At 62.7% G+C, this 26,157-nt stretch carries 23 protein-coding genes and 3 pseudogenes; 12 read left to right on the top strand and 14 right to left on the bottom strand.

Annotated elements, in window-relative coordinates; genetic code table 11:
- Nucleotides 1–165: 165 nt before the first annotated feature.
- The gene (locus JG739_RS10365; protein WP_202366373.1) at nt 166–714 is read right to left on the bottom strand and encodes a tetratricopeptide repeat protein; all 549 of its coding nucleotides are present in this window, start codon (nt 712–714) and stop codon (nt 166–168) included.
- A gap of 214 nt (nt 715–928) precedes the next feature.
- On the opposite strand from JG739_RS10365, the gene JG739_RS10360 reads away from it, so the two are divergent.
- The 6 genes from JG739_RS10360 to JG739_RS10335 all read left to right on the top strand — a co-directional run bounded on the left by JG739_RS10360 (nt 929) and on the right by JG739_RS10335 (nt 6,896).
- Nucleotides 929–1,354, top strand: coding sequence for a DUF3775 domain-containing protein (locus JG739_RS10360; RefSeq protein WP_202366372.1), 426 nt, complete (start codon nt 929–931; stop codon nt 1,352–1,354).
- 75 nt (nt 1,355–1,429) lie between these two features.
- Entirely contained in the window at nt 1,430–2,413 is a 984-nt protein-coding gene (locus tag JG739_RS10355) for an extensin-like domain-containing protein (RefSeq protein WP_202366371.1), read from the top strand.
- 312 nt (nt 2,414–2,725) lie between these two features.
- Nucleotides 2,726–3,508, top strand: coding sequence for an extensin-like domain-containing protein (locus JG739_RS10350; protein ID WP_244749788.1), 783 nt, complete (start codon nt 2,726–2,728; stop codon nt 3,506–3,508).
- Nucleotides 3,509–3,689: 181 nt separating this feature from the next.
- The gene (locus JG739_RS10345) at nt 3,690–4,397 is read left to right on the top strand and encodes an LssY C-terminal domain-containing protein (RefSeq protein ID WP_202366369.1); all 708 of its coding nucleotides are present in this window, start codon (nt 3,690–3,692) and stop codon (nt 4,395–4,397) included.
- A 156-nt stretch (nt 4,398–4,553) separates the two neighbouring features.
- The gene (locus JG739_RS10340; protein WP_202366368.1) at nt 4,554–5,864 is read left to right on the top strand and encodes a hemolysin family protein; all 1,311 of its coding nucleotides are present in this window, start codon (nt 4,554–4,556) and stop codon (nt 5,862–5,864) included.
- A gap of 96 nt (nt 5,865–5,960) precedes the next feature.
- Complete coding sequence (locus tag JG739_RS10335) at nt 5,961–6,896, top strand: methyltransferase (RefSeq protein WP_244749786.1); 936 nt, start codon at nt 5,961–5,963, stop codon at nt 6,894–6,896.
- On the opposite strand, the gene JG739_RS10330 is transcribed toward JG739_RS10335, so the two are convergent.
- From JG739_RS10330 to JG739_RS10320, 3 genes are all read right to left on the bottom strand, one after another.
- Nucleotides 6,886–7,152: an alpha/beta fold hydrolase gene (locus tag JG739_RS10330; protein WP_202366366.1), complete on the bottom strand. Its 267-nt coding sequence runs from the start codon at nt 7,150–7,152 to the stop codon at nt 6,886–6,888. The two genes, JG739_RS10335 and JG739_RS10330, sit on opposite strands and share 11 nt — an antisense overlap.
- Nucleotides 7,153–7,430: 278 nt before the next feature.
- Nucleotides 7,431–8,096, bottom strand: coding sequence for a 3-oxo-tetronate 4-phosphate decarboxylase (otnC, locus tag JG739_RS10325; protein WP_202366365.1), 666 nt, complete (start codon nt 8,094–8,096; stop codon nt 7,431–7,433).
- Nucleotides 8,093–9,109, bottom strand: a complete 1,017-nt coding sequence (locus tag JG739_RS10320) for a LacI family DNA-binding transcriptional regulator (protein WP_202366364.1) — start codon at nt 9,107–9,109, stop codon at nt 8,093–8,095. The genes otnC and JG739_RS10320 overlap by 4 nt, the downstream gene beginning before the upstream one ends.
- 216 nt (nt 9,110–9,325) lie before the next feature.
- Between JG739_RS10320 and ltnD the strand changes: the two genes are divergently transcribed.
- The 3 genes from ltnD to otnK are packed head-to-tail and all read left to right on the top strand — an operon-like array spanning nt 9,326 to nt 12,381.
- Nucleotides 9,326–10,270, top strand: a complete 945-nt coding sequence (gene ltnD, locus JG739_RS10315; protein ID WP_202366363.1) for an L-threonate dehydrogenase — start codon at nt 9,326–9,328, stop codon at nt 10,268–10,270.
- An 18-nt stretch (nt 10,271–10,288) separates the two neighbouring features.
- A complete protein-coding gene (gene otnI, locus JG739_RS10310; RefSeq protein WP_202366362.1) occupies nt 10,289–11,107 on the top strand; it encodes a 2-oxo-tetronate isomerase in 819 nt (272 codons plus the stop codon).
- Nucleotides 11,104–12,381: a 3-oxo-tetronate kinase gene (otnK, locus tag JG739_RS10305; RefSeq protein ID WP_202366361.1), complete on the top strand. Its 1,278-nt coding sequence runs from the start codon at nt 11,104–11,106 to the stop codon at nt 12,379–12,381. The genes otnI and otnK overlap by 4 nt, the downstream gene beginning before the upstream one ends.
- A 43-nt stretch (nt 12,382–12,424) precedes the next feature.
- Here otnK and JG739_RS10300 read toward each other — a convergent pair.
- The 4 genes and pseudogenes from JG739_RS10300 to JG739_RS10285 form a co-directional block, all read right to left on the bottom strand.
- Nucleotides 12,425–12,669: pseudogene (locus JG739_RS10300) on the bottom strand (alpha/beta fold hydrolase); the annotation flags it as partial.
- 59 nt (nt 12,670–12,728) lie between these two features.
- Nucleotides 12,729–13,607 (bottom strand): alpha/beta fold hydrolase, encoded by an 879-nt coding sequence (locus JG739_RS10295; RefSeq protein ID WP_244749785.1) that lies wholly within the window; start codon nt 13,605–13,607, stop codon nt 12,729–12,731.
- Entirely contained in the window at nt 13,604–14,497 is an 894-nt protein-coding gene (locus JG739_RS10290; protein ID WP_202366360.1) for an alpha/beta fold hydrolase, read from the bottom strand. Before JG739_RS10290 ends, JG739_RS10295 begins: the two co-directional genes overlap by 4 nt.
- A 185-nt stretch (nt 14,498–14,682) precedes the next feature.
- Nucleotides 14,683–15,555 (bottom strand): NmrA family NAD(P)-binding protein, encoded by an 873-nt coding sequence (locus JG739_RS10285; protein WP_202366359.1) that lies wholly within the window; start codon nt 15,553–15,555, stop codon nt 14,683–14,685.
- A gap of 116 nt (nt 15,556–15,671) precedes the next feature.
- Between JG739_RS10285 and JG739_RS10280 the strand changes: the two genes are divergently transcribed.
- Nucleotides 15,672–16,604 (top strand): LysR family transcriptional regulator, encoded by a 933-nt coding sequence (locus tag JG739_RS10280; protein WP_202367403.1) that lies wholly within the window; start codon nt 15,672–15,674, stop codon nt 16,602–16,604.
- A 256-nt stretch (nt 16,605–16,860) separates the two neighbouring features.
- On the opposite strand, the gene JG739_RS10275 is transcribed toward JG739_RS10280, so the two are convergent.
- Nucleotides 16,861–17,250 (bottom strand): RidA family protein, encoded by a 390-nt coding sequence (locus JG739_RS10275; RefSeq protein ID WP_202366358.1) that lies wholly within the window; start codon nt 17,248–17,250, stop codon nt 16,861–16,863.
- A gap of 142 nt (nt 17,251–17,392) precedes the next feature.
- On the opposite strand from JG739_RS10275, the gene JG739_RS10270 reads away from it, so the two are divergent.
- Both JG739_RS10270 and JG739_RS10265 read left to right on the top strand, forming a co-directional pair.
- Nucleotides 17,393–18,316: a LysR family transcriptional regulator gene (locus JG739_RS10270; protein ID WP_202366357.1), complete on the top strand. Its 924-nt coding sequence runs from the start codon at nt 17,393–17,395 to the stop codon at nt 18,314–18,316.
- A 51-nt stretch (nt 18,317–18,367) separates the two neighbouring features.
- Nucleotides 18,368–18,472, top strand: a pseudogene (locus JG739_RS10265) (IS481 family transposase); the annotation flags it as partial.
- Between the two features lie 115 nt (nt 18,473–18,587).
- Here the strand turns inward: JG739_RS10265 and melA are convergent.
- From melA to JG739_RS10240, 5 genes and pseudogenes are all read right to left on the bottom strand, one after another.
- Entirely contained in the window at nt 18,588–19,961 is a 1,374-nt protein-coding gene (gene melA, locus JG739_RS10260; RefSeq protein ID WP_202366356.1) for an alpha-glucosidase/alpha-galactosidase, read from the bottom strand.
- A 23-nt stretch (nt 19,962–19,984) separates the two neighbouring features.
- On the bottom strand, nt 19,985–21,655 hold the full coding sequence (locus tag JG739_RS10255; RefSeq protein ID WP_202366355.1) for an ABC transporter ATP-binding protein: 1,671 nt from the start codon (nt 21,653–21,655) through the stop codon (nt 19,985–19,987).
- A gap of 13 nt (nt 21,656–21,668) precedes the next feature.
- Nucleotides 21,669–22,805, bottom strand: a complete 1,137-nt coding sequence (locus JG739_RS10250) for an ABC transporter permease (RefSeq protein WP_202366354.1) — start codon at nt 22,803–22,805, stop codon at nt 21,669–21,671.
- The gene (locus JG739_RS10245; RefSeq protein WP_202366353.1) at nt 22,802–23,815 is read right to left on the bottom strand and encodes an ABC transporter permease; all 1,014 of its coding nucleotides are present in this window, start codon (nt 23,813–23,815) and stop codon (nt 22,802–22,804) included. Before JG739_RS10245 ends, JG739_RS10250 begins: the two co-directional genes overlap by 4 nt.
- 122 nt (nt 23,816–23,937) lie before the next feature.
- Nucleotides 23,938–25,997, bottom strand: a pseudogene (locus JG739_RS10240) (ABC transporter substrate-binding protein).
- Nucleotides 25,998–26,157 lie beyond the last annotated feature (160 nt).

Genomic DNA, 26,157 nt, shown 5'->3' with positions numbered 1-26,157 from the left:
ATTTCCCTCAATATAGCAATCTTCGCGGGTTTTTCACGCCAAAAAATCGGTTTTGAAAAATTCGCCCGCTATTTGCAGAAATGCCGTCACGGCAGCCTGGCTGGCCGGGCGAGCCGCAATAAACACCGGCTGCGATTGCTCACAGCCGGTGGTTCGGGCTTCGAATCAGCTCTTCATGAAACGGTCTATCTGCTCGGACAGCATGCCGTATTCACGAGATCCCTTGCCGGTGCGTTTCTCGATCTCGCGTAGCTGTTCGCGGGCGCCGGCGAGATCGCCGATCTGCAGATGCGCCTCGCCGAGATATTCACGTACCAGCGTGTAATCAGGATCGATGCGCAGCGCTTCCTCATAATAGCCGAGACCGACGGCGACGCGTCCGGAATGGCGATGCGAGTAGCCGAGGTAGTTGAGGATGCGAGGGTCTTGCTTGTCCGCAGCCAGGCTGAGCACGGAGATCGCCTCGTCATAACGTCCGGCCATAGCCAGCGCGCGGCCGGCTTCATAGATGTTGTCGTCGTCCAGCATGCCTTGCTTGGGCGCAACGCACTTCTTCTTCTTCTTGTCCCAGACCATGCCTTTCTTACACTGCGTGACGGTCTGGTTGCCGCCGCCGCCGCCGCCACCACCACCTTCACCGGCCGAAAACGCCGGAACGGCAAACAGCGGCAGGGCGGCAACCGCCAGAACCTGGATCACCAATCGTCTGCGCATCGGACTCTCCTTGAACATGTCAATCCAGGACTAACGCTGGGCAAAAGCCGTTTCATCCCGGAAAAAAGCCGTTTCACCTCGAAAAAGTCTTGGGCCAGTGAAAGCTTTTTTAACGATCCGCGCCAGCGGAAAATAGAAGCGCGAACAAAACGTGACGAGCGCTGCAAATCCGCTATCATCCGGCAAACGCCAACGGAGTATGCGGAGACGGCCAGTGCAGCGGCGCCTTGAAAAAGAGTGGGAGCTTTCGATCGGTCCCGACACCGTGCGCCTGTTCATCCTCAAGGCGAAGGCGTTGAGCGCCGCCGTCAACGAAGACTACGCCGATGGCGCCGAGCACGAGGTAGAACTCGACGGCGAGGCGCATGACAACCATAATCATGACGGTCTCGTCGAGGAACGTTCGGAGGACCTCACCGAAGAAGAGCTGCGCGAACTGATCAACGACCTCAATGTCGACGAGGCGGCCGAACTCGTAGCACTCGCCTGGGTTGGCCGCGGCGACTATGACGCTTCGGAATGGGCCGACGCGCTGACGGCCGCGCGCGAGCGCGCCAACAAGCGCACTGCGAAATATCTGCTCGGCATGCCGCTGTTGGCCGACTGGCTGGAGGAAGGGCTGGAAGCGATCGGTGCGTAACATCGCGGTTACCGTTTGTGATCGGCCAAGACCCTCGTTCAGGCAACTTCCGCATTCGCCCGCCGTTAAGGGCGAATGGCGGCGCTGACCCCTCGCACATCGATCAGATTGGCCGGATTGATCAGATTGGCGCTGCCTTTGGCGGCGGCGATGCTGTTCGCAGGAGCAGCCCTGGCCCAAGCTCCGGAATTGCCTGAAACGATGCCTGCCCCGGAGCTCAATCAGCCGCAATCAGCGCAAGAAGCCGCGCCTGCCGACGTGCCGATCCCCGAGCCGCGCCCTGCGGATGCGCCAGAGCCTGATCAACCCGCGACCGACACGCTGAACCAGCAGAAGTCGGACCTGCATCAGGAAGACCGGGCGGAGCCGCCGGCAGTCGCTCCGACGCCGACCGAAAAGCCGGCCGAGGCGGAATCACCGGCCGCCGCGCCAAAACCACCGGAGAAGCCGGCGCAAGCGCCGGAAAAGGAAATCCCTCCCGACCCGCGCTCGGCCGCTGTGCCACAGGAGAAAATGCCGGACGAGGAACTGGCCTGCCGCAGGCGGCTGAAGTCGATGGGCGTCGATTTCGAGGAACGCAAAGCCGAGCATGATGCGGCGGTCGGCTGCTCTATCCCTTATCCGATCGCACTGAAGACGCTGGGCAAGTCATTGGATATCAACCCCGAAACCGAGTTGAACTGCCAGATGGCCGAGGCCGCCGCGCGCTTCGCCGCCGATATCGTCCAGCCGGCGGCCAAGGCCGAGCTCGGCGCCGAACTCAAGTCGGTCGGCCAGGCATCCGCCTTCGTCTGCCGACACCGCAATGGCGGCGGGAAATTGTCGGAGCACGCCTTCGGCAACGCGCTCGACATCGCCAGCTTCACGCTTTCGGACGGCAGGAGAGTCGACATCGGCCCGGCGCCGCCGGAAAAGGAGGCGAAATTCCTGAACGCAATACGCAAGGCAGCCTGCGGACCGTTCAAGACCGTGCTTGGCCCGGGCAGCGATGCCGATCATTCGCTGCATCTTCATCTCGATCTTGCACCGCGCCGCAACGGCGGCACCTTCTGCCAGTGATATGGTTGCGCACCGGCGCGCCGCAATTTGGCCGCAGCCGTAAACGCAGCCGCTGATTTTTCCTTTACTGTTGGCGGGTAAGCTCCGTTTCATCTGATCATGACCCGGTTTTCGGAGAAAGCTCATGATCAAGCGATGACATAGAGCCTGATCGGCTCGGGGACCGGGAACCTGCCAATGGCCGGGATATTTCGCGCCGCGACTGTCGCCGTGCGGCAAGTGAGACGCGCGCACCTAAGCAGGTACCGCAAAAGTGTGCCACGGTTTTCCGACAAGAACCCGCGACAAACGAGAGAATCCAAGCAGGCATTCGTGGGCTGGCCCACGAGTGCCTGCTTGATTGCCGGCGGGCTTGCCATCGCAGCGATCTCGGCCTGCACCACCGGCAGCGTGCTTTCGCTGGAACCGGCCGTCGATGTCGGCAGCCAGACATCAGCCGTCCCGACAAACGCTGTCCCAAAGTATGCTGGAATGCAGCGCCTCGTCCCGTCCAACCCTTACATGACCGCCGCCTATCCGCGCATGGACGAGCCGATGGCGCCGACCGAACAGATACCGGCCAGCGAGGTCGAGTGCCGCAAGGATTTGAAGCGCCTGGGCGTCGTCTACACCGACCTTGCGCCGATCCGCGAAGGCCAGTGCGGCATCGACTATCCGGTCAAGATCTCGACCATCGGCAGCATCCGGATGCAGCCGGCCGCGACGCTGACTTGCGACATGGCCGCCACCTTCGCCGGCTGGGCCAGGAATGAACTGGTCCCGTCCGCCCGCTGGCGTTATTTCTCCGGCGTCAGGACCATTCGCCAGGGCTCGAGCTATTCCTGCCGCAGGATCGCCGGCGAAGGCACGCTGTCGGAGCACGGCAAGGGCAACGCGCTCGACGTCATGAGCATCGAGCTCGGCAATGGCAAGGAGATCGACGTGCGCAAGCCCGGCCTGTTCGCCTTCCGCACCCGCGGCTTCCTCAACACCGTGCGCGCCGATGGCTGCCAGTATTTCACCACCGTGCTCGGCCCCGGCTACAATTACGACCACCGCAACCATTTCCATTTCGACATCAAGAACCGCAAGAACGGCTACCGCGCTTGCCGCTAGACGGCAGTTTTCCAGCTGCCGAAGCAAGGTGCGGCGATCCAGAACTAGGCACCCTCCGTCGAGTTCCGCCGGCATCATAGGTTCTGCACTGCAGCAACGCCCGCCTTCGCTCCAGCTCCGCCCAAGGATGACGAAGGCGTGGTAAGCTGTGGCCAGGTAGACCTAAGCATTCAGCTTTCGCATGAGCCGACGAAGCCTTCGACGACGCGCGACGACCTGGCTGGTGGCGTTCTGTGCCGGCTATCTCGCGCTCGCCTATTTGGCCGCGCCGGAATTCTGGACGCTGCGCGACCGCAATTTCCGTACGCAGCGTTTCGAGATGGTGGCGCACACGCCGCAAGGCATCGCGGGCGATCCGATCAATGTCGGCCTCGTCGGCACCAAAAAAGAGCTGGTCCATGCCTTCGCCGTCGCCGGATGGGACACGGCCGACGCCCTGACGCTGGAGACCGCGATCGAGATCGGCGAAAGCGTGCTGTTCGATCGGCCCTATCCCGACGCGCCGGTCAGCCGGCTGCTGTTCGAAGGCCGTGCACAGGATCTGGCCTTCGAGAAGCCGGTCGGCGACAGTGCCGACCGGCGTCATCACGTCCGCTTCTGGCAGACCGATGCGACCGGAGACGATGGCCGGCCGCTCTGGCTGGGTGCGGCAAGCTTCGATCGCGGCGTCGGCCTCAGCCACAACACCGGCCAGGTCACCCACTATATCGCTCCTGACATCGACGCCGAGCGCGATTTCCTGGTCCGCGACCTGTCTGCCGCAGGCATGCTGATCTCGACCAGCGAGATATCAGGCATCGGTGCGACAAAGACCGGGCGCAATGGCGGCGGCGATCCCTATTTCACCGACGGCAAGGCGGTGGTGGGCGTGCTGCGGCAGCTGCCGTAGGCGCAAGACCAACGGCCGGCCGCCGGCTCATCGACACCGTGATCGAGTATTTTTCGTCGCCGCCCTGGGATGCCGCATGAGATGGTTGCGCCCGCCGGCATGAAAAATGACGGCCGTCTATTTTCGAAGGCCGCGCCGCAATGCTATTGACCCCGCATGCTTTACGCTGAAATCGCTATCGTGGTCGTCCTCATCTGCGTGAACGGCCTTTTGGCAATGTCCGAGCTTGCCATCGTCTCGTCACGGCCGGCCCGCCTCAAGGCGATGATCGACCGCAACGTCACCGGCGCCGGACGCGCCTTGGCGCTCGGCTCCAATCCAGGAAAATTCCTGTCGTCGGTGCAGATCGGCATCACCCTGGTCGGCGTCCTGTCCGGCGCCTTTTCCGGCGCCACGCTTGGCGAGCGGCTGTCCGTGTTCCTGGCATCGATCGGCGTCCGCGACAGCCTTGCCGACCCGATCGGCGTCGGCATCGTTGTCGCGCTCATCACCTACTTCTCGCTGATCATCGGCGAACTGGTGCCCAAGCAGATCGCGCTGCGCGATCCCGAACGCGTCGCCGCCAGGGTTGCTCCGGCGATGACTATCCTCGCCACCGTCTCGGCGCCGCTCGTCTTCCTGCTCGACATTTCCGGCCGCGCCATGCTGTGGCTGCTTGGCCAACGCGGTGAAAGCGAGGAGAAGGTCACCGACGAGGAGATCAAGATGCTGGTCGCCGAGGCCGAGCATCACGGCACCATCGAATCCGACGAGCGGCGCATGATCGCCGGCGTCATGCGGCTCGGCGACCGCGCCGTCCGCGCGGTGATGACGCCGCGCACCGAGGTCGACTGGATCAACCTGCAGTCCGACGACGCGGCGACCCGCAAACTCCTAATGGAAACCCAGCATTCGCGCCTGCCGGCCGGCGATGGCAGCGTCGACGCCATGATCGGCGTCGTCCAGACCCGCGACGTGCTGGCCGCGATGCTCGGCGGTCGCGCGCTCGACCCGCGCCGGCACGTGCGCACCGCTCCCATCGTCCATGACCAGGCCGACGCGCTGGATGTTCTTTCGACACTTAAGGAATCCAACGTGCCGATGGCGCTGGTCCATGACGAATACGGCCATTTCGAAGGCATCGTCACCCCGGCTGACATACTGGAAGCCATCACCGGCGTCTTCCGGGCGGACCTCGACGCCGGCGACGAGGAAAACGCCGTCAAGCGTGACGACGGCTCATGGCTGCTCGCCGGCTACATGCAGGCCGACGAGATGGCGGACGTTCTCGGCATCGACCTGCCGGAAAACCGCGACTACGAGACCGTCGCCGGTTACGTACTGGCGCATCTGCACCATCTGCCGACGACCGGCGAATGCGTCGATGCGCAGGGCTGGCGCTTCGAGGTCGTCGACCTCGACGGCCGCCGCATCGACAAGCTCATCGCCACCCGCCTGCCCGGCGGCCATCGCGAGATCGTGCGGTGACAGGCAGCGATGTGTGGCCAAGTCGGTCCTGGATCACGGAATGGCATGGTGGATTCTGATCGGATCGACAAGCTGATCGCAGCGGTGCCCCCCGCCTTGGCGCTTCGCGCCGGGCTGGACCTTGGCATCTTCACCCGGCTCGGTGGCGGCGCGTTGACTGCTGACAGCCTTGGAGCCGCGCTCAAAGTCGAGCCCGATCGTCTGTTGCGGCTCCTCTACGCGCTCGCCAGCATCGGTCTTCTCGAAGTCAAGGATGGCCAATTTCGCAACGGAGCCGATGCGGCGGCCTTCCTCGACGCGTCAAAGCCGACCTATCGCGGCGGCGATCATGCGCTCCTGCGCGAGCTCTGGGGAGCCGACCTGCTGACCGCAGAGTCGCTGCGACAGAACCGGCCGGCTGCGCTGCACGACTTCTCCGAAGCCGGGCCCGAGGCAGCAGTGGCCTTCAGCCGCATGCTCGCGCCGGGCGGGGTGATTTTCGGCCGACATCTGGCTCGGGAGATGGACCTCTCGGCAATCGGTTCGGTGATCGACATCGGCGGCGGCCCCGGGACCATTTTCGTCGGACTTCGCGAGCGGTGGCCGCAGATTGCAGCGACGCTGATGGAACTCCCAACGGTCGCAGCGGCCGCCAAAGATATCCTGTCAGAATACGGTGCCGACGACGTGGTTGTCGAAGAGGGTGACATAACCGTCGCGCCATCGATCGGTCGGCACGATCTGGCGATCCTGAAGGCCGTCGTCCAGGTCCTGCCGCCGGACCAGGCGCGCGGCTCAATCCTGAACGCGGCGCGTTGCCTCACAGCTGGAGGCGAAATCGCAATTGCGGGGTGGGGCGTCGTCGATGACGACCGCCTCGGCCCGCCTGAGGGTGTGTTTCTGAATCTCACCTTCTTGAACCTCTATCGCCACGGCGAATCGTACACTGAAGGTCAGTATCGCGCGTGGATGACCGAGGCTGGATTCCGGGATATCTCCAGGTCGCGCCTGACGGACGGCTCCACCTTGTTTCGTGCGCGCCTCAAGGGCTGATCGTGACTGAATGGCCAAGCGCAATCCTGACGCTTCCGGAAGCAGCTGGCGACGGCCACGGGGCATCTGCGAGCGATAGTCGGGGGCGATGACGAAGGCGACGCGCAAGGCCGGGAATGATGCCCTGGAAGGTGCGCGACGAGCTCGGAAAGCCGTGCAGGAGCAACAGCGCGGGATTGGACGCATCACCCGCGGTGATGAAGGAAAGCTCGGTCCCGCCGGACAGGCGCAGCCGCTGTTTTATGGAGGATGTCATGCCTGCACTCCTCACACTGGTCCGGGATGGGCTCGATCAGGGGTGCATCTCCTGTGTTCGCTTGATGAACTCGATCATCAGGGAGAGCGCTATTTCTTGGCGGAGCGGTCGGGCTTGAAATGATCGGCGGCAGCGTTGCAGAGGCGGAAGGTATGGAATCCTTGCGCTATCGCATGCTGGCGAACATCGAAGAAGGTCTCGAACTTGTCGGGACTGACCTTTATCTACGCCACTACTCTCATACCGTGAGATAACCTCACGCAAGCGCTGAGGCTATGCTAATGATGGTGCTCGTCTTGCTCCGGCAAGGATATCCCGAAAACCCGCACCAAATCGGCGACCTGTTCCGGCGACAGGTAGCGGGGATTGAGGCCGCGTAACAACAGATAGAGCTTTGCGGTTTCCTCCAGTTCCTCGGTAGCGAATACGGCGGCCTCGAGCGTTTCGCCCGCGACCACGGGACCGTGGTTTGCCAGCAGCACTGAGGAATAGCGCCCGGCAAGGCCCTTGATCGCAGCGACAACCGCCGGGTCGCCTGGCCGATGGTAGGACACCAGCGCGGTTGGTCCGGCGCGCATCAGATAGTAGGGCGTCATCGGCGGCAGCACCGCCTTAGGATCTATTTCCGGCAGCATGGAAAGGGCGACTGCGTGGGTCGAGTGCAGGTGCACAATGGCGCGCGCCTCTGCCCTCGTCTGATAGATCGCAGTATGCAACGGAATTTCCTTGGTCGGCGCATCGCCAGAGGTCAGCCTGCCTTGCGCATCAAGGCGGGAAATTCGGGCAGGATCCAGGAATCCTAGCGAGGCATTGGTGGGTGTGACCAGCCAGCCGCCATCATCGAGCCGCAGGCTGATATTGCCTGACGATCCCGGCGTCAGCCCGCGCTCGAACAACGAACGTCCGAAGCGGCAGATATCGTCCCTTAGCTTGGTCTCAGTCACGTCGTCGCTCCTTCGATCAGCTCGAACCCGATATCGACCACTGCGGATGGTCCATCGGAGCAGACGAGCCGTGCTCCGATCTCACCGACAGTCACTCGCGGCGTCAGGATGGTCGAAAGCGGCTGCGGCGCACTTCTGGCTACATCGAGACCGTTGTAGCCGAAGATCGCCAGCCGGTCCGGTATGGTGATGCCGTGGGCGAGACAGTGGAAATAGCCGCCGATCGCCATGTCGTCGTTGGAGAAGTAAACCGCATCCAGATCGGGACAACGCTCCAGCAATCGAGCAAGTCCGTCGCGCCCGGCTTCGATCGACGATGCGGCAGGGATGATTTCTTCTCCAATGACGCTCAGCCCGGCTTCGCCCAGGGCCGCGCGAAACGCTGCGAAACGCTTGGCCGCGCGAAGGTCCAGACCGAGGTCGTGGCCGACGTAGCCGATGCAGCGATAGCCGCGCGACATCAAATGCTGAGCACTTACCCTGCCTGCCTTGCGGTTGGAAAAGCCCACGACGATATCGATGCCCTCGCCATCGGTATCGAGCAATTCGGCCACTCTGATGCGGGCATTCCGCAGCATGGCGCCGGTGCGCTCGGTATGATCGAGCCCCGCTACCATCATCCCGGCTGGACGCCAGCTGAGGAGTGACTCGATGACGCTCTCCTCCCGCTCCGGATCGTAGTCTGTCACTGCGACGACAGGTTGGAAGCCGGCTCCGACCAGTACTGTATTGGCGCCGCGCAGCACATCCGGAAAGACGATATTGCTTAGCGAAGGAATGACGACGCCGACGAGCTTGGACCCCATGGAGGCCAGGGTTCCCGCGATCCGGTTTGGCACATAGCCGAGACTCCGCGCGGCAGTGAGTACACTCTCGCGTGTCTTGGCTGAGAAGGAACCATGCCCGCGCAACACGCGCGAAGCAGTGCTTTCGCCGACGCCAGCCGCGCGCGCAACGTCGGTGAGGGTTATCATCGCGCCGGTTTGCGTACCGTCTTCTGCTGCGCTCTGCATTCCAGTTTCTCGGCTCGATGCGTCAGTACGACTCTAGTTCCTGACGCTTCTTTTGTCACATTCAGGCACCGCACTCAACAAAATTTGGCAGCGCTGCCACTTTTCGTTTGGCAGCGCTGCCATTCTGGTGTATCGGACTATGCAAGTGCTGCCAAAATCCAGCCCGGGGGACTGGTCAACCGCTAGCCGAACCGCTTCATGCAGGGAGTTTCCATTATGACCACGAACGACGAGCAGAAGGATATCCCAGCTGCAGCCACACTGCGGGTCGCGGTTATCGGCCTCGGTTCGATGGGGTTCGGGGTGGCGACGTCGCTTCGCCGCGCGGGGTTCGAGGTGACAGGCTTCGACGTCAACGACCAGATGGTGGCGCGCTTTGTCGCCACCGGCGGGCGGGGAGCACAAAGCCCCGCCGAGGCCGCCCAAGCTGCGGACGTCGTGATTTCAGTGGTCGTCAATGCGGCGCAGACCGAAGCCATCCTTTTTGGCGCCGAAGGGGTCGCCGAAACCCTGCCAGAGGGCGCGGTGTTCGTCTCCTCAGCCACCATGGATCCTGACGTTGCACGCAATCTGGCCGCCCGGCTTGAAACCACCGGACGGCTCTATCTCGATGCGCCAATCAGTGGCGGGTCAGTCCGCGCGGCGGAAGGTGCCCTCACCGTTCTGGCCTCCGGCAGCGCTGCCGCCTTTGCCAAAGCGCGGCCCGCACTCGACGCGATGGCAGCCAAGCTTTATGAGCTTGGAGATGAACCGGGCGTCGGCGCGGCATTCAAGATGATAAACCAGTTGCTCGCCGGTGTGCATATCGCGGCAGCGAGCGAAGCCGTCGCCTTCGCCGCGCGGCAGGGGCTCGATATTCGCAAAGTCTATGAGGTCATCACCGCCTCGGCCGGCAATTCATGGATGTTCGAGAACCGCGTTCCGCACGTGCTCGACGGCGACTATGCCCCACGCAGCGCCGTCGACATTTTCGTCAAGGATCTCGGCATCGTCCAGGATATGGCGCGCAGTGCCAAGTTCCCCGTGCCCGTGGCGGCCGCAGCGCTGCAGATGTTCCTGATGACCTCGGCGGCCGGGATGGGGCGCGATGACGATGCCTCTGTCGCCCGCCTCTACGCAAGGATCACGGGCACTGACTTGCCCGGCGAACCGCAAACCTGACCAGGACCGGACCCAGCCATGCCCCGCTTCGCCGCCAATCTCACCATGATGTTCAACGAATGGCCGTTCCTCGACCGGTTCGCTGCCGCCGCCGATGCCGGCTTCGAAGCGGTCGAGTTCCTTTTCCCTTACGAGCATAGACCCGATGCGATCGCCGAACGCCTCGCAAAGAACGGTCTATGCCAAGTCCTGTTCAACCTGCCGCCCGGTAACTGGGCTGGCGGCGAGCGTGGGCTGGCCTCCCTGCCGGGACGGTTCGAGGAGCTCCAGGTCGGTGTTGAAACAGCGCTCTCCTACGCAGAGGCGACCGGCGTCAAGCGCCTCCATCTCATGTCGGGGATTGCCTCTCGCGACGACAAGGAAGCTGTCGAGGCCTACCGGAACGCCATCGTCTGGACGGCCGGAAAACTCGCCGACCGAGGCATCGATCTCTTGATCGAGCCGATCAACGGCCGTGACATGCCGGGTTACTTGCTCAACGACTTCGGCTTCGCTGAAGCCCTTGCCGGCGATCTGGCACTACCCAATCTCAAGCTGCAATTCGACGTCTACCATCGCCAGATCATGCATGGTGACGTCACCATGGCGCTTCGCCGGCTAATGCCGCTCATCGGTCACATCCAGATCGCCAGCGTGCCATCGCGGCATGAACCGGCGACCGGGGAACTCAATGATCACTTCATTTTCGACGAGCTGGACCGGCTAGGATATGCCGGCTTTGTCGGCTGCGAATACCGGCCGAGCAGCAAGACGCTCGATGGGCTCAGCTGGCTTGCTCGCCATGGCGGCGAGCACCAGCGCGCACTCTCAGGTGCCAAGCGTGGAGCTCTGACATGACGCTCTCGCTCGGCTGCATCGCGGACGATTACACCGGTGCCTCGGACCTGGCGAACACGCTGGCCAAAGAGGGTTTGCGTACGATCCAGACCATCGGAATTCCCACGGACGACCTGGCTTTGCCTGAAGTCGATGCGATCGTCGTTTCGCTGAAGATCCGGTCGATCGCCGCATCTGACGCGGTCGAACGTGCCCGTGCCTCTGATCGCTGGCTGCGCGAGCGCGGCGCCGATCATGTCATGTACAAGATCTGTTCCACCTTCGATTCGACCGACAAGGGCAATATCGGCCCGGTGCTCGATTCCTTGCGCGCCGATGCCGGTGAAACAACGGTGCTGGTGACGCCGGCCTTTCCGCAGACCGGGCGCACAGTCTATCAGGGCAATCTCTTCGTCGGCGCGGCGCCGCTCAACGAAAGCCCCCTTAAGGATCATCCGCTCAACCCCATGCACGATGCCAATCTGGTCCGCGTTCTGGCTCGGCAGAGTGCTGCGGCCGTTGGACTCGTCGATCTCGCAATTGTTGCGCGCGGCGCGGAGGCGATCGTCGAGCGGCTGGCACAGCTGGCCTCCGATGGGAACGGAGCGGCCATCACCGATGCCGTGTTCGAGAGCGACCTCGAAGCAATTGGCGCGGCGGCGCTTCGTCAGCGATTGTCGATCGGAGCCTCGGGTTTGGGATTGGGTCTTGCCCGCGGCCTGATCGCAGCGGGCACCGTACGTCGCCACGAAAGGACCGCTGTTTACGGCAAGCCGGTCGCAGGACCAGCAGCTGTTCTTGCCGGAAGCTGCTCGCAGGCGACCTTGGAACAGATCGCCAAGGCCGAGCAGACGATGCCCGTCCTGCGGCTCGATCCGGAAAAGCTTATGAACCGGCGGGAGGAGGCCCAGCTTGCCCTCGATTGGGCGGCCGAGCGGATGGCCCGAACTCCCGTCATCATCGCCAGCAGCTCGAATCCGGATGATGTATCGAGGCTGCAAACCCGCTACGGACGCGACGCGGTCGGCCAGGTCATTGAACGATCCCTCGCGGCCATTGCCGAAGGCCTGGTGGAACGGGGCGTGCGTCGGCTGATCGTCGCGGGTGGAGAGACATCCGGCGCGGTGGTCGACCGGCTTGCCATTCCCGCATTTCAACTCGGTCAGGAGATCGTTGCGGGCGTGCCCGTCTTGCACAGTATTGGAGGTCGTCACGGCGGCATGGTGTTGGCTCTCAAATCGGGAAATTTCGGCGGCGAAAGCTTTTTCGCGGATGCTTTGGCCATTATGGCGTAAGCGCCGTGGCGGCTCTGGGGCCGGACAGCGGACAGGCAGCTTTTTTGGCGAAGTCGTCCGTGTATTGCGCATAGCTGGCACGGCCACGATCGGTCGCGAAATAGAACTGATACCACCATAGCAGTTCGGCCTGTGGGGGCGCGGCGTCTTGTTGGCCGCCTGGCTGCCGATCGGATAGCCGCTGACCGACACCATGGCCTTGCAGCGCTCCGGCCAGAGCGCGGCAAGGACATTTGCCGTCCTCGCGCCCCAGTCATAGCCGGCGACGATCGCTTTTTCGACGCCCAGTCGATGATATGGGCAGCGCAAACGTGTGGGCAGGTCGGTCCTGGATCGCGAGCGGTTGCTCAAGGTCGCGACGTGCGCTCAATAAAGTCGGTCATCAACGCGGCTGCCGCCTCGGCGTGGGTTTCGAGCAGGAAGTGGCCGCCGTCGAAGATGTGCGCTTCCATGCGTGGAAGGTCTTGCATCCACGACAGTGTTTCGGCGATGTCGAAAAACGGGTCGTGGCGGCCCCACAGCATGAGCGCCGGCGGTTGCCGCGTTTCGATATAGTCGGCGATGAGACTGAAGCGCGCGACATGGTTGGCGTAGTCGGCGAGGAGCGCGCGTTGTGTTTCCATACCGCCAGGCTGATTCATCACCCGCCAGTCCTCGATCCAGGGTTCGCCTTTGATCCGGGCAGCGACATCCTCCGGCAAGCCGCCCAAATATTGCTCGCTTGTGCCTTCCAAGGTCAAAAACGCGGTAGCCTCCCTTTCGTTCTCTTCCGTCGGGTTTGACCAGAACTCGAACGTGGCTTGCCATTGCGGTCCGAACCCTGTGCGGTGTGCGTTGGCGCTCTGAATGATGAGGCCGCAGACGAGGTCGGGGGATTGCATGGCCATCTGGAGACCTACAGGCGCGCCCCAATCGTGCAGGTAGATGAAGCGCCGATCGATCGCGAGATGCCTTAGGAGCTCTTGGATTGCGCCGCTGAACGCTTCGAACGACGGCGCGGGCAACGGCGCCGATTGGCCGTAGCCCGGCAAGTCGGGGGCGATGACGAAGGCGACGCGCGCAAGACCGGGAATGATGCCCTGGAAGGTGCGCGACGAGCTCGGGAAGCCGTGCAGGAGCAGCAGTGCGGGATTGGACGCATCACCCGCGGTGATGAAGGAAAGCTCGGTCCCGCCGGACAGGCGCAGCCGCTGTTTTATGGGGGATGTCAGGCCTGCACTCCTCACACTGGTCCGGGATGGGCTCGATCAGGGTGCATCTCCTGTGTTCGCTTGATGAACTCGATCATCAGGGAGAGTGCTGGTTCGGCGTGCGTCTCAAGCAGGAAATGCCCGCCGTCGAAAACATGCGCTTCCATGCGCGGCAGATCCTGCATCCAGGACAGCGTTTCGGCGATATCGAAATAGGGGTCGTGACGGCCCCACAGCATGAGCGCCGGCGGTTGCCATTTCTTCAAATAGGCGGCGATCGTATCGAAACGCGCGGCATGGCTTTTGTAGTCGCCGATAAGCGCGCGGTGGGTCTCCATGCGGCCGGGAAGATTCATCACCCTCCAGTCCTCGACCCACGGGTCGCCCCTGATCGTGGCGGCGACATCCTCTGGCAGGCCGCCGGTATATTGCTCGCGCGTGAACTCGAAGGTCAGGTCGGGGGTCGCGGCCGCTTCGTTCTCTTTTGTCGGTTCTGACCAGAATTTTAGCACGGCGTCCCAAACCGGACCGAAGCCGCTCCGATGCGCGTTTGCGTTCTGGATGATGAGACCTGAAACCAACTCGGGCGCTTGCATGGCAAGCTGCAGACCCACGGCGGCGCCCCAGTCATGAATGTGGATGAAGCGGCGCCCGATCGCCAGGTGGGTCAGCAATTCGGAAATCGCCTCGCTGATCGCGGCGAAGGAGGGTGTCGGCGGGACGTCGGACTGGCCATGGCCCGGGAGGTCGGGCGCGATCACATAGGCGGCGTCCGCCAGACCGGGAATCACATCGCGGAATGCACGTGCGGAGCTGGGAAACCCATGCAGGAGGAGCAAGGCGGGGTTGGATGGATCGCCCGCAGTGACGTAGGCAAGCTCGGTTCCACTGGAGAGACGCATTTGGCGCGAGGCGGGCAGTCTCATGTCAGGATTCCTTTTTTGCCGTCCGGAAATGGAGTTAAGTCCAAACCGGTGGCGCGAGTTCCGCATGTCGCCGACAGCCTTGGCCGGCGAGACGCGGGGTATTGCGGCCGAAAACATTTCCAAAAGCGGCTGGAAACCCGTAATCCGCTCCTGTTTCGGATTCGGTCGTCCCTACTCGCCGAGGATCAGCGGCTGGCTGGTGTTGCGACAACGCGCTCTATCGCCGTCGCCAGGGAGATCGTGCCGCGCCGGTGCTCGCTGCTGTCCTGGCGCGTGAGCAGGCCGTTGGCGATTCCCTCATACATTCCGAGCAGCGCGTCTGCCACCTCGCCGGGCACGCCTTCCTCGGCAAGCAGCGCGGCGCGTTCCTCCGGCGCAACAAGCACAGGCGTTACCGGCCGGCCGAGAACATCCGCGAAGGCCGATGCCACGTCGCCGGCGCTCCAGTCTTCCGGTCCGCCCAGCTCCACGACCCGCTTGCCAGTCCATTCCTCGCGCAGCACGGTCGCTGCCGCGCGCCCGACATCGATCGTGCTCACCATCGGGATTTTCTGCGACGGTTCGATAAAGGTCGGCAATATGCTTTGCGACAGGACCGGTTGCGCCACTTCGCTCCAGGTTTCGACAAAATAGCCCGACCGCAGGAAAGCGGTGGCCGGCGCCACGCCGTCGAGCAGCGCCTCGAACCGGTTGAGGGTGGCGATGACGCCGGTGCCGGAGGCATGCTGCGCGCCGATGGACGACAGGACCACGGCCTTTGGCAGACCTGCACGCCGAGCCGCATTGGCAAGCGCGGCGCCGATCTCTTCCGTGCGCTGGTAGGGATCACCGCTCACCGGCGGCGGGTTGAGCAGGAACGCGGCCCGCGCGCCCGTCAGCGCATCGGCGATGGCGTCGGCATCCTCGACGCTCGCCACCGCCACTTCGGCGCTGAGGGCCGTCCATTTATCACTCTGTTCCTTGCGACGCAGCACGACGCGCACGGCTTCGCCGCGTGCGATCAGGGCGCGCGCGACCTCGCCGCCGGCCCGTCCGTTTGCTCCAAGCACGACATACATCACTTCTTCTCCTTCAGCTCGCCTGACCTTCATCTCGCCTGACCTTCATCTCGCTTGACGGGGGAACAATAGGCGCAGGCTTTCCATGCGTCCAATGCATGGTGTATATAGACACCATGCGCGAAGTGGATTTACGCCGGATCGACCTGAACCTGCTGGTGGCGCTCGAAGCGCTGCTGGACGAGAAGAACGTCACCCGTGCCGCAAGCCGGCTCGGCATGAGCCAGCCTGCCGCGAGCCGAGCGCTCGGCCGATTGCGCGCGCTGTTTTCGGACGCGCTGCTGGTCGACGGACCGGGCGGCTATGTCCTCAGCGCCCGTGCGGAAGAGGTGCGCCCCGTGCTGCGCGGCATCTTGGCGGGTGTGCGAGAGATAGTCGAGGCGAACGCGTTCGATCCCGCCACGGCCACCGGCCGGATCCGGCTGCTGATGCCCGATCTCCAGGCCGCCGTGCTGGCGCCGCATCTGCTCGCCCGCCTTGGACGCGAGGCGCCGTCGCTCGATCTCGATATCGTCGCGCCGGGCACGGACGCGGTCGAAGCGCTGGAGCAGGGTATCGCGGATGCGATGGTGGCGCTGGTCGACGAAGCCCCGGCCGGCATCCGACGGCGCGGTCTCTATGACGAGAAGCTGGTGACGCTGATGCGCGCGGAGCACCCGGCACTGGCCCGAAAGCTGACGCTCGAGCGTTTCCTGGAACTTGAGCATATCGTGGTGAGTGTCACCAGCGTCGGGCCTGCGCCTGTCGACGAGGTGCTTGCCCGCATCGGGCGAACGCGGCGGGTGAAGCTGCGCGTGCCGAACTTCTTCGCGGCCGTCGAGATCGCCGCTCGCTCCGACCTCGTCATGACCCTGCCTTCGAGCCTGGCGCGAGCGGCCGCCAACATGAAGCGCTTCGTGTCGTTGCCGCCGCCCCTCGATCTTGGCAGCTTCACGATGAGCCTCGTCTGGCACGCGCGCCAGCAGGACGCGCCCAGGCACATATGGTTGAGACGTGCCATTGTCGCGGCGGCGGCGGATATGTCGTCGGCGGTCGACGTTGGAAGCTGAGGCCCGCAAAGCGGCTCTCTGGAGCACAACGCCTCGAGCCGACGTTGCGTTCAGGAAAGCTGCTCTGGAAGGGTCTCAACCGAAGCCTGGGTTCGCCGCTTGCGTTCCCGCCCGCTCTACACGGGGAGAAATGCCCGGTCCGCCCTCCGCAGCTGCAGCGCAGCTGCTGCGGAGGACGGGCAGGTCAATGAGGGGCGGCGCAGACCTGTCAAACAGAGCGCTCCACGCCTTCGCATAATCCGCCCATGATGGTCGTCTAAGGGATGCGGGCGATGACCTTGATTTCGAAATCGAAGCCGGCAAGCCAGTTGACGCCCACTGCCGTCCAGTTCGGATAGGGCGGTCCGCCGATCTCTTCCGCCCGGACGGCCAGCACCGTTTCGATCTGTTGGTCCGGGTTGGTATGGAAGGTGGTGACGTCGACAACGTCGTCGAAGCTGCAGCCGGCGGCGGCCAGGACCGCGTGCAGATTGGCGAAAGCCCGCCGAACCTGATCCTCGAATGCGGGCTCGGGCGAGCCGTCCTCACGGCTGCCGACCTGACCCGACACGAAGAGAAGATCGCCGGAGCGAATGGCCGCGGAATATCGATGAATATCGTATAAGGCGTGGCGTTTGGCCGGATAGATGGCGTCACGTGCAGGCATTTTGTGTTCCTTTCTGTCTTGATAGCGGGAGCGGTCCGGCAGCGAGCCGGAGCCGGCGAGTTGATCCAGGCAGGAGATAGCGCAATCGCATTGCGCGCATTAGCCGTTGAAATCGGCATGAGATGATGCAAAATCCCCATCAATGACCCGCCCGTCGCTCAACGATCTCACCGCCTTCGTCGCCGTTGCCACGCATCGCAGCTTCCGCCGCGCAGCCGACGAGATCGGCACGGCACCTTCCACATTGAGCCACGCCATGCGTGCGCTCGAGGAGCGCATGGGCGTGCGCCTTCTCAACCGCACCACACGCAGCGTCTCACCGACGGAAGCCGGGTTCCAGTTGCTCGATCGCCTTCAGCCGGCGCTCGCCTCGCTGGACGAGGCGCTCGACAGCGTCGCGGGGTTCCGGGGCAATGTCGCGGGCACAGTTCGCATCAACGCACCGCGGCTGGTGGCCGGGCTTCTCGTTCGCGGGGTTCTTCCGCAGATGGCGGAACGCCATCCGGACGTGACCGTGGACATCGTTGTCGAGGGGCGGCTCATCGACATCGTGTCCAGCGGGTTCGATGCCGGCGTGCGCCTCCTCGGATCTGTCCCCAAGGACATGATCGCCGTGCCGTTGGCACGCCCGTTAAGGTTCATCTGTGTCGCCTCGCCCGCCTACCTCGATCGCTTCGGCGACCTGGGAACCCCCGAGGAATTGCAACGCCACCATTGCATCGGCCACCGCATGCCCAGCGGCAAGCTTTACCGATGGGAGTTCGAACGCGCCGGCCAGGAACTCGTGATCGAGGCAAACGGCCCCATCGTCCTCGACGACGAGGAGTTGATGGTCGAAGCCGCAATAGAGGATCTGGGCGTCGCCTACGTGGCGGATTGGGCCGCCGAAGCGGCCTTGTCCGACGGCCGACTGCGCAAGGTCCTGACCGCATGGCTGTCCGCTCCGGAAGAAGTTGCGGTTTACTACCCCGGACATCGAGCCGTACCGCCCGCACTGCGGGCGTTTGTCGATGTCGTCAAAGAGCTGCGGACCAAAGAACCTCGGCGACGAGCAGCCGCGCCATGACTGGTCGTTGGCCAGCGGGATTCGGAGTGCTCGGTTCATTGCTATTGCGCCAAGACCGCCCTGCGCGAATGGGCCTACGCTCAGGCTTGCCCGACTTCGGATCGCCGAGCAGAGGAGTTCCCGATCTGGCTCCATCCCCACGGCAGCCTAAAATAAAAACCGCCCATCAGCAGGCTCGCCCTCGCCGAGGACAACCTGTTAAGACTCCACATCCAGCTTGAGCCCGGCCGCCGGTGCTTGCAGGAGTTTCCAAACCAGAGCCGTTCCGTCCTTACGCTGCCCGCACGTTTTTCGAGATCCGCGCCCACTCCGGAATCCAGTCGCGATGCGCGGCGAGCAGGTCGTCGACCAGCGACCAGATCTGGTCGAGATCGAGCTCGGCGGCGGTATGCGGATCCATCATCGCCGCGTGATAAAGATGCTCGCGGTTTTCCGTCATCAAGGCCGCGACAGTCAGTTCCTGCACATTGACATTGGTGCGGATGAGCGCCGTCAGTTGCGGCGGCAAGGCGCCGATGAAGGTCGGCTGGATGCCGGACGCATCGACCAGGCACGGCACTTCGGCCGCGCAATTTTCCGGCAGCGAGGTGATGCAGCCATTGTTGCGGACATTGCCGTAAATAACCGAGGGCTCGCCGGTCCAGACCGAGTTCATGATCGAGGAAGCATATTCATGGCTCTCCTCGATCTCGATGTTCTCGGCGCTCCGGTAGGCGGCCGCCTGTCCTTTCCAACGCTCGATCTGCTCGATGCAGCGCTTGGGATATTCATCGAGCGGAATGCCGAACTTCTCGATCAGATCGGGCCTGCCGTCCTTGATGAAATAGGGCGTGTATTCGGCGAAATGCTCCGAGCTTTCGGTGACGAAATAGCCGAGGCGGGTCAGCATCTCGTAACGCACCTTGTTCGGGCAGCGCGGATTCCAGTGGCTGGGTTTCGGAAATCGTCCGTCGCGATAGCCGCGCACAAGGTCCGGATAAAGGTCGCGATAGCTGCCATCGGCCTGCCGATGCTCGAATTTCAGGTAGAAGGCCATGTGGTTAATGCCGGCGGCACGGTAACGGATTTCCTCGAGCGGGATTTCGAGATCGCGGGCGAGCTCGAAAGCCGTTCCCTGCACCGAATGGCAGAGACCGACCTGCTTGATGAGCGGATACTTTTCCGCAATCGCCCAGGTGTTGATCGCCATCGGGTTGACGTATTGCAGGAGGATGGCGTTGGGGCAGATTGCCATCATGTCTTCGCAGATTTTCCAGAGATGCGGCACGGTGCGCAAACCCCGCATGATGCCGCCAACGCCGAGCGTATCGGCGATCGTCTGGCGCAGGCCGTATTTCTTCGGCACCTCGAAATCAGTGACCGTGCAGGGCTCGTAGCCGCCGATCTGGAAGGCAACGACGACGAAGTCCGCGCCTTCCAGGGCCTTGCGCTGGCTGGAATGCGTCTCGATGGTCGCCGCAGCGCCAAGCGTCTTGACCAGCTTTCCGGCGACGATCTCGCTTTCTTCGAGGCGCTGCGGATTGACGTCCATCAGCGCGATGGTCGCGCCCGAAAGAGACGGCCGCTGCAGCACATCGCCGATGACATTCTTCATGAAGACGGTGGAACCGGCCCCGATGAACGTGATTTTGGGTTGTCTCGTCATGAATTGCGCCTCTTGTCTGCGATTTATGCGGCTACCTCGAACGCCGCCTTGACGAGCCGTTCGGTGTAGGCGGTCCTCGGATGGGAAAGAACCTCGTCGACGGGTCCCTCCTCGACGATTTTGCCGTGCTGCATCACCACGACCCGATGACAGAGCGCGCGTACGACCTTGAGATCGTGGGAAATGAAGAGATAGCTCAGGCCGCGCTCGTCCTGCAATTTGCGCAGGAGGTCGATGATCTGGGCCTGAACGGAGAGATCGAGCGCCGATGTCGGCTCGTCGAGCAGGATGAATTCCGGTTCGAGTGCGATTGCCCGCGCAATAGCGATGCGCTGGCGCTGTCCGCCGGAAAACTCGTGCGGAAAGCGCGACAGGATGTTGTGCGGAAGCCCGGCGCTGACAAGCGCCTGCTCTACGCGCTGCAACCGATCACTTTTGTTGACGCCGAGCCGATTGACGACCAGCCCCTCCTCGATGATCTGGCCGACCGACATGCGCGGATTGAGCGAGGAGAACGGATCCTGAAAGACGACCTGCATGCGCGATCTGAGCGGCCGCATCTGGTCACGTGTCCTTGCGTGGATCGGTTCGCCGTCGAAGAAGATTTCGCCGCCGTCGGCCGTCAGGAGCTTCACCAGCGCCTGCCCGAACGTCGTCTTGCCGGACCCGGATTCGCCGACCAGCCCCAGCGTTTCGTGCCGGTGAAGCTTTAGGCTGAGGCTGTCGACGGCGACGAGTTCCTTGAGCCGCGGCTTGAAGAACCCGCCATGCTTTAGCATGAACGACACCCGCACATTGCTGCCCTCGAGAATGACGGCTGAGTCCACCGGCGTCGGATTGGCCATGCCCTTTGGTTCGGACGCCAGAAGATGGCGCGTATAGGGATGCTGCGGGTTCTTGAAGAGCGCTTCAGTGGTGTTGTGCTCCTTCACCTCGCCCTGGCTCATGACATAGACGTAGTCGGAAAACTGGCGAACGACTGTCAGATCGTGAGTGATCAGGATTACCGCCATATCGAGCTTCTGCTGCAGATCACGGATGAGGTTGAGGATCTGCGCCTGCACGGTGACGTCGAGTGCCGTCGTGGGTTCGTCGGCGATGAGTACGTCCGGATTATTGGCGAGCGCCATGGCGATCATGACGCGCTGGCGCTGACCGCCTGAAAGCTGGTGCGGATATTGTTTGAAGCGGCTTTCCGGGTCCGGAATCTGCACCTGCCGCAACAGCTCCAGCGTACGCTCCGCAGCTTGCCTGCGGCTCATCTTCTGATGGACGCGGATCGCCTCGATGATCTGCGCGCCGACCGTGTAGACCGGATTGAGCGAGCTCATCGGCTCCTGGAATATCATCGAAATGCGGTCGCCACGCAGCGCCCGGCGCTGCCGGTCGGAGAATTTCAGCACATTTTTGCCATCATATTCGATCCGCGAGTGCACGGCCACGGTGGCGCGCTTGGTGAGCAGGCCCATGACCGTGCGCGCCGTCACCGACTTGCCGGAGCCGGATTCTCCCACCACGGCGATGGTCTCGCCGCGATAGAGCTGGAACGAGACATCCTTGACCGCGTCGACCGTCCCCCCTTCCACCTTGAAGGTCACCGCGACATTGCGGGCGTCGATGATCGGACTGCCGGTCCTCACCGCATGATCGTGGCGTTCGCCCGGCGCCATCGAGGTCTTTTCCGTCAGAGCCATGGTGCCGGCCTTCTCAATAGGGATCGATCGCATCGCGAAGACCATCGCCCAGCGCATTGAACGCAAAGACGGTGACCAGCACGAAAGCCACGGGGGCAAGGATCCAGGGATAGGACCCAATGACGGAGTATGTCGAGGTATCCTGCAGCATCAGCCCCCAGGAGATCAGCGGCGGCTTCACCGCGAAACCGAGGAAGCCGAGGAAGCCGAGGAAGGATTCAAGCAGCACGACATTAGGGATCGCCAGCGTGACGGCGACGATGACGTGGCTCATGACGTTGGGGAAAATATGCTGAAAGATGATCCGGCGGTCGGTTGCGCCGATCGCCATCGCCGCCCGCACATAGTCGATCCGCGCCAGCGCCAGCGTCTTGCCTCGAACTTCGCGCGACAGCTGTGCCCAGCCGAGCGCCGACATGACGAAGATGACGAAGGCGAGGAAGACATTGGTCGGCGCCGTCACCGGAATCAGCGAGGTGAGCGCGAGATAGAGCGGCAGTTGCGGAAAGGCGAGCACCAGCTCGACGAAGCGCTGCACCCATGCGTCGAACCTTCCGCCGAAATATCCGGACACCATGCCGACCGTCGTGCCGACTAGCGTGATGATGAACACCACGGTCAGGGCGATCATCAGCGAAATGCGCGAGCCGTAGATGATGCGCGACAGCACATCGCGGCCGAATTTGTCGGTGCCGAGGAAATTGACGGGCGTGCCGTCGGTGGCGCCGAAGAAATGCCGCTGCGCCGGGATCAGTCCGAAAAGCCTGTATCCGAACCCTTTGACGAAAAAGCCGAGCGTCTGCGGGTTTTCGTAGTCGGGGCCTACGATCGGCTGGAACGTGACGGGGTCGAGTTCATCTGTTTCACGAATCGGATAGGTGCGCGGCGGGAAGACGAAGTTGCCGTCCCAATCCGTCATGCTGATGGTCTGAGGCGGCGCGAAACCGACGCCGGTCAGCTTCGGATCGACGGGTGCGAAGAACTCCGCGAATATCGTCATGATCATCAGGAGGCAGACAAGGATCAGCCCTATCATGCCGGTCCAGGATCGCTTCAGACGGCGCCAGACAAGCGCGGTATAAGTTTCGTTGCCATTGCCTTTGGCTGGCGGCACGGAGGTGCAGACTACGGATTGGACGTCGGCTTTCATGCGTCGGCCCCTCCCCCAAGGCGAACCCGCGGGTCGAGCGCTGCAAGCAGCATGTCGGCGATGATGTTGCCGACGATCAGGGTCACCGACAGAACCAACATGAAGGTCGCCGTGACATAGACGTCGCCGATCCACATCGAGCCGACGATGGCCGGGCCAACGGTCGGCAGGGCGAAGATGATCGCGGTTTCGATCTTGCCGGTCAGCATGTAGGGCAGCACGACGCCCTGATACATGACGAGCGGATGCAGCGCGTTCGGCACAGCGTGGCGCATGACCACCGTGCCCTCGCTCAAGCCCTTGGCCCGAGCCGTTTCGACATATTGGGCGTTCAGCGTATCGAGAAGATTGCCCCGCATGACGCGCATGTTGTAGGCGAGCCCGCCCAAAGTGGCGATCGCGATGACCGGCCAGACATGCTTGACCAGATCGACGAACTTGCCCCACGACCAGGGCGCCCCGCCGTAGCGGGCGGAATGGAAACTGTTGATCTCAGTGACATTGAAGTGGAACACCAGGATATAGACGATGATCAGAGCCATCAGGAATCGCGGCACCGTCATGCCGAGAAACGAGATCCCCGACAGCACGCTGTCCACCCAGGAATATTGCCGGGTTGCCGCCAAGACGCCGAAGGTGATGCCGATCACCGATGCCAGGATATGGCAGACGAGCGCCAGCGCCAGGGTGCGGGGCAATCGCTCGCCGACCACGTCGGCGACAGGCTTGTTGTAGAACAGGCTGTGGCCGAAATCGCCGCGGGTGACGATGCCGGTGATCCAGTTGACGTACTGCAGGGGCAAGGGCTTATCGAGGCCATGCGCGATCTTGTAGGCCTGCGCCTGGGCGTCGGCCTTTTCGAAGGATGCGCCACCCTGGTTGATCAGTTGCGAGCGCACATAGTCGCTGTAGTCGCCCGGCGGTGCCTGGATGATCGCGAACGTCACCACGCTCAGGACGAAGAGGACAGGAACCGCCGAGGCGATACGCACAAGCAGAAATCTGAACATGATCGTGTTTGCTTCTCTTGTGGCTCGTGGCGATCTGCTCCTTCACGAGGCGCGGTATCTCCACGGTTCAGTTCGCAACTTCCCCCCCGGCGGATGCCCGCCGGAGGAGAAATCGACTGCGGTCAGTTGATCGGGCCGCCTTCACCGGGCTTGCCCGGAAGCTGCTCGGGGAACAGCTCGTAGTCGCCCTGCTTGTCGGCGGCGACGAAGACCCGTTCACGGATGATCGTGTCCTCCGCCCAATTGAACATGAAGATCGGCACGCCTTCCGGAATGTTGGAGAAGCGCTTGTTGATGATGAGCGCACCCGGATATTCTGTCAGGCCGATCGTATCGAGATTCGTCGTCGAGACCTTCTGGAACTGCCTCATCAGATCAGCCCGCTCGTCATTGTCGTTGCTGGAGATGAACTTGTTGACGATGTTCACCATCTCCTGCTCGAACGGCATCAGATCGACCGTGCCGTCCGTTCCTGCCCTGTGATGCCAACCTGTGCGCGGACCGGTCGGGGCAAGCTGGGTCGTGTTCTGCACAACTGAGGTCTGTTCCTGCTCGTTGCGGCATACTGGGTTGCGTCGCGCTTCGCGCCATCGATTGTGTTCAGCACGACCTTGAGGCCAAGCTGTTCCATCTGGCCGACCAGACCTTCCGCGAGATTGCGATCGGTGCTGTAGTCGGAATTCACGAGAAGCACGATCTGTACGTCCGAGCCACCAGCTGTACCGGCCGGGAAGTTGACGGCGCCGTTGCCGTCCGTGTCCTTCAACCCGACCTTCTCCAGCAGCGCCTTAGCGCCTTCCAGATCGAACGGATAGTATACCGTCGAGGCGCGATCATAGAAGCTCGTGCCGGAGGAAATACCGCCGGGATAGATCGCGGTGAAGGGTCCTTTGACGAGGGATTCGCCGAGTTTCTTGCGATCGATGGCCATGGTCACGGCCTTGCGGAAGTCGAGATTGCGGTTGAGTTCCCGCACAGCTTTGGCCCGCTCGTCCGGCTCGCCCCAGCCATTGGCTGAAAAGTTCATGCGCAGATTGTAGCCGATCAGCCGAGCGCCAAAGGCCAGCCGCGCGGGAGCCGTTTCCTGTGCGGCGCGCTTCAACGATTCCACGAAATTTTCCGGTTGCTCCAGGTTCGAGATATCGCCGGACCCGGCGATCGCCTGCACGTCGCGATCGGCCCAAGTCGAAAGCTTGTAGTGCAGTTCGTTGAGATAGGGCAGCTGATTTCCCTCTTCGTCCACCTTCCAATAGTAAGGATTGCGGCGAAGCACGATGACGTCGTCCGAACGGTATTCGATAGGCACCCAGGCGCCCATGACGGGCATGTTCAAATATTCCGGCGGAAAGCCGTTCTTGTACTCGTCATAGGTGGTGCCTGCATATTTCGGATGCTTGGTCTTTAAAATGTGCGAGGGGCCGGGGCAGAAGGTCCCATAGGCCATCGCATAGAGATGCTGGCGCGGGAACGCGTCCTTAAAAGTCCATTCAATCGTATATTTGTCTATCGCCTTCAGGGTGGTGGCTTCGCCGAAGGTTTCCGGTGTTGCACCGTTCAGCGGCGAGACGTTCGGATCGACAACATTGTCGTCCCAATAGAACATCACGTCATCGGCGTCGAAGGGATCTCCGTCGGACCACTTTGCGCCTTCGATCAACTTCATCGTCAGTTTGTGGCCGTCTTGCGACCATTCCCAGCTCCTGGCAAGATTGGGCAGCGGTTCGACGTCTTTGGCATCGACCTGGAAGAGCGGCGCGGTGCGCGTCAGGCATTCGAACATCGCAATGTCAATGCCGCCCCAGCCCTGCGTCTGGCCGGCGGAGTAGTTCCAGCCTTCCGGCCGGCCGCCGACGACGTGGCGCATCGTGTCGCCATAGACGCCTATCCCGTCGGGCATGTTGCCTGTCTTGAAGACCATCGGCTCCTTCGGCAGCCGCTCGGCCAACGGAGGCAGTTTCCCGGTCTTGACGAATTTTTCGGTGACCCACTCCGGCTCGCGATATTCGGATAGCGCCTTGAATTCCAGAATTGAATCGCGCGGCACGTAATTGATCTTGCCTTGCGCCGGAAACGGCGGCTGTTCCGGCACGATCGTCGGCTCGGAGGCCACGGCCTGGATCGCGAACGCCGATACGCCAAACAGAAGCGCGGCGGCGGTTTTCATGCGGCCAAAAATGCTCATTGTCCTGGTTTCTCCCTTATGCTTCGGGCCTGCCGCGATGGCATGGCTCTCCTCCTACAAGCATCGAACGAAGCGGTATTCCGCTTTCTCAGAATCGGTATTCCGCTTTCTCAGATGACAGTGCCGTGCTGCCCGGGCGCATTCGCCGAGGCACGATCCT

The sequence above is a fragment of the Mesorhizobium sp. L-2-11 genome (assembly GCF_016756595.1).
GTDB lineage: Bacteria > Pseudomonadota > Alphaproteobacteria > Rhizobiales > Rhizobiaceae > Mesorhizobium.
Note: the sequence above shows the minus strand (reverse complement) of the source record. Positions and strands in the feature narration are given on the sequence as shown.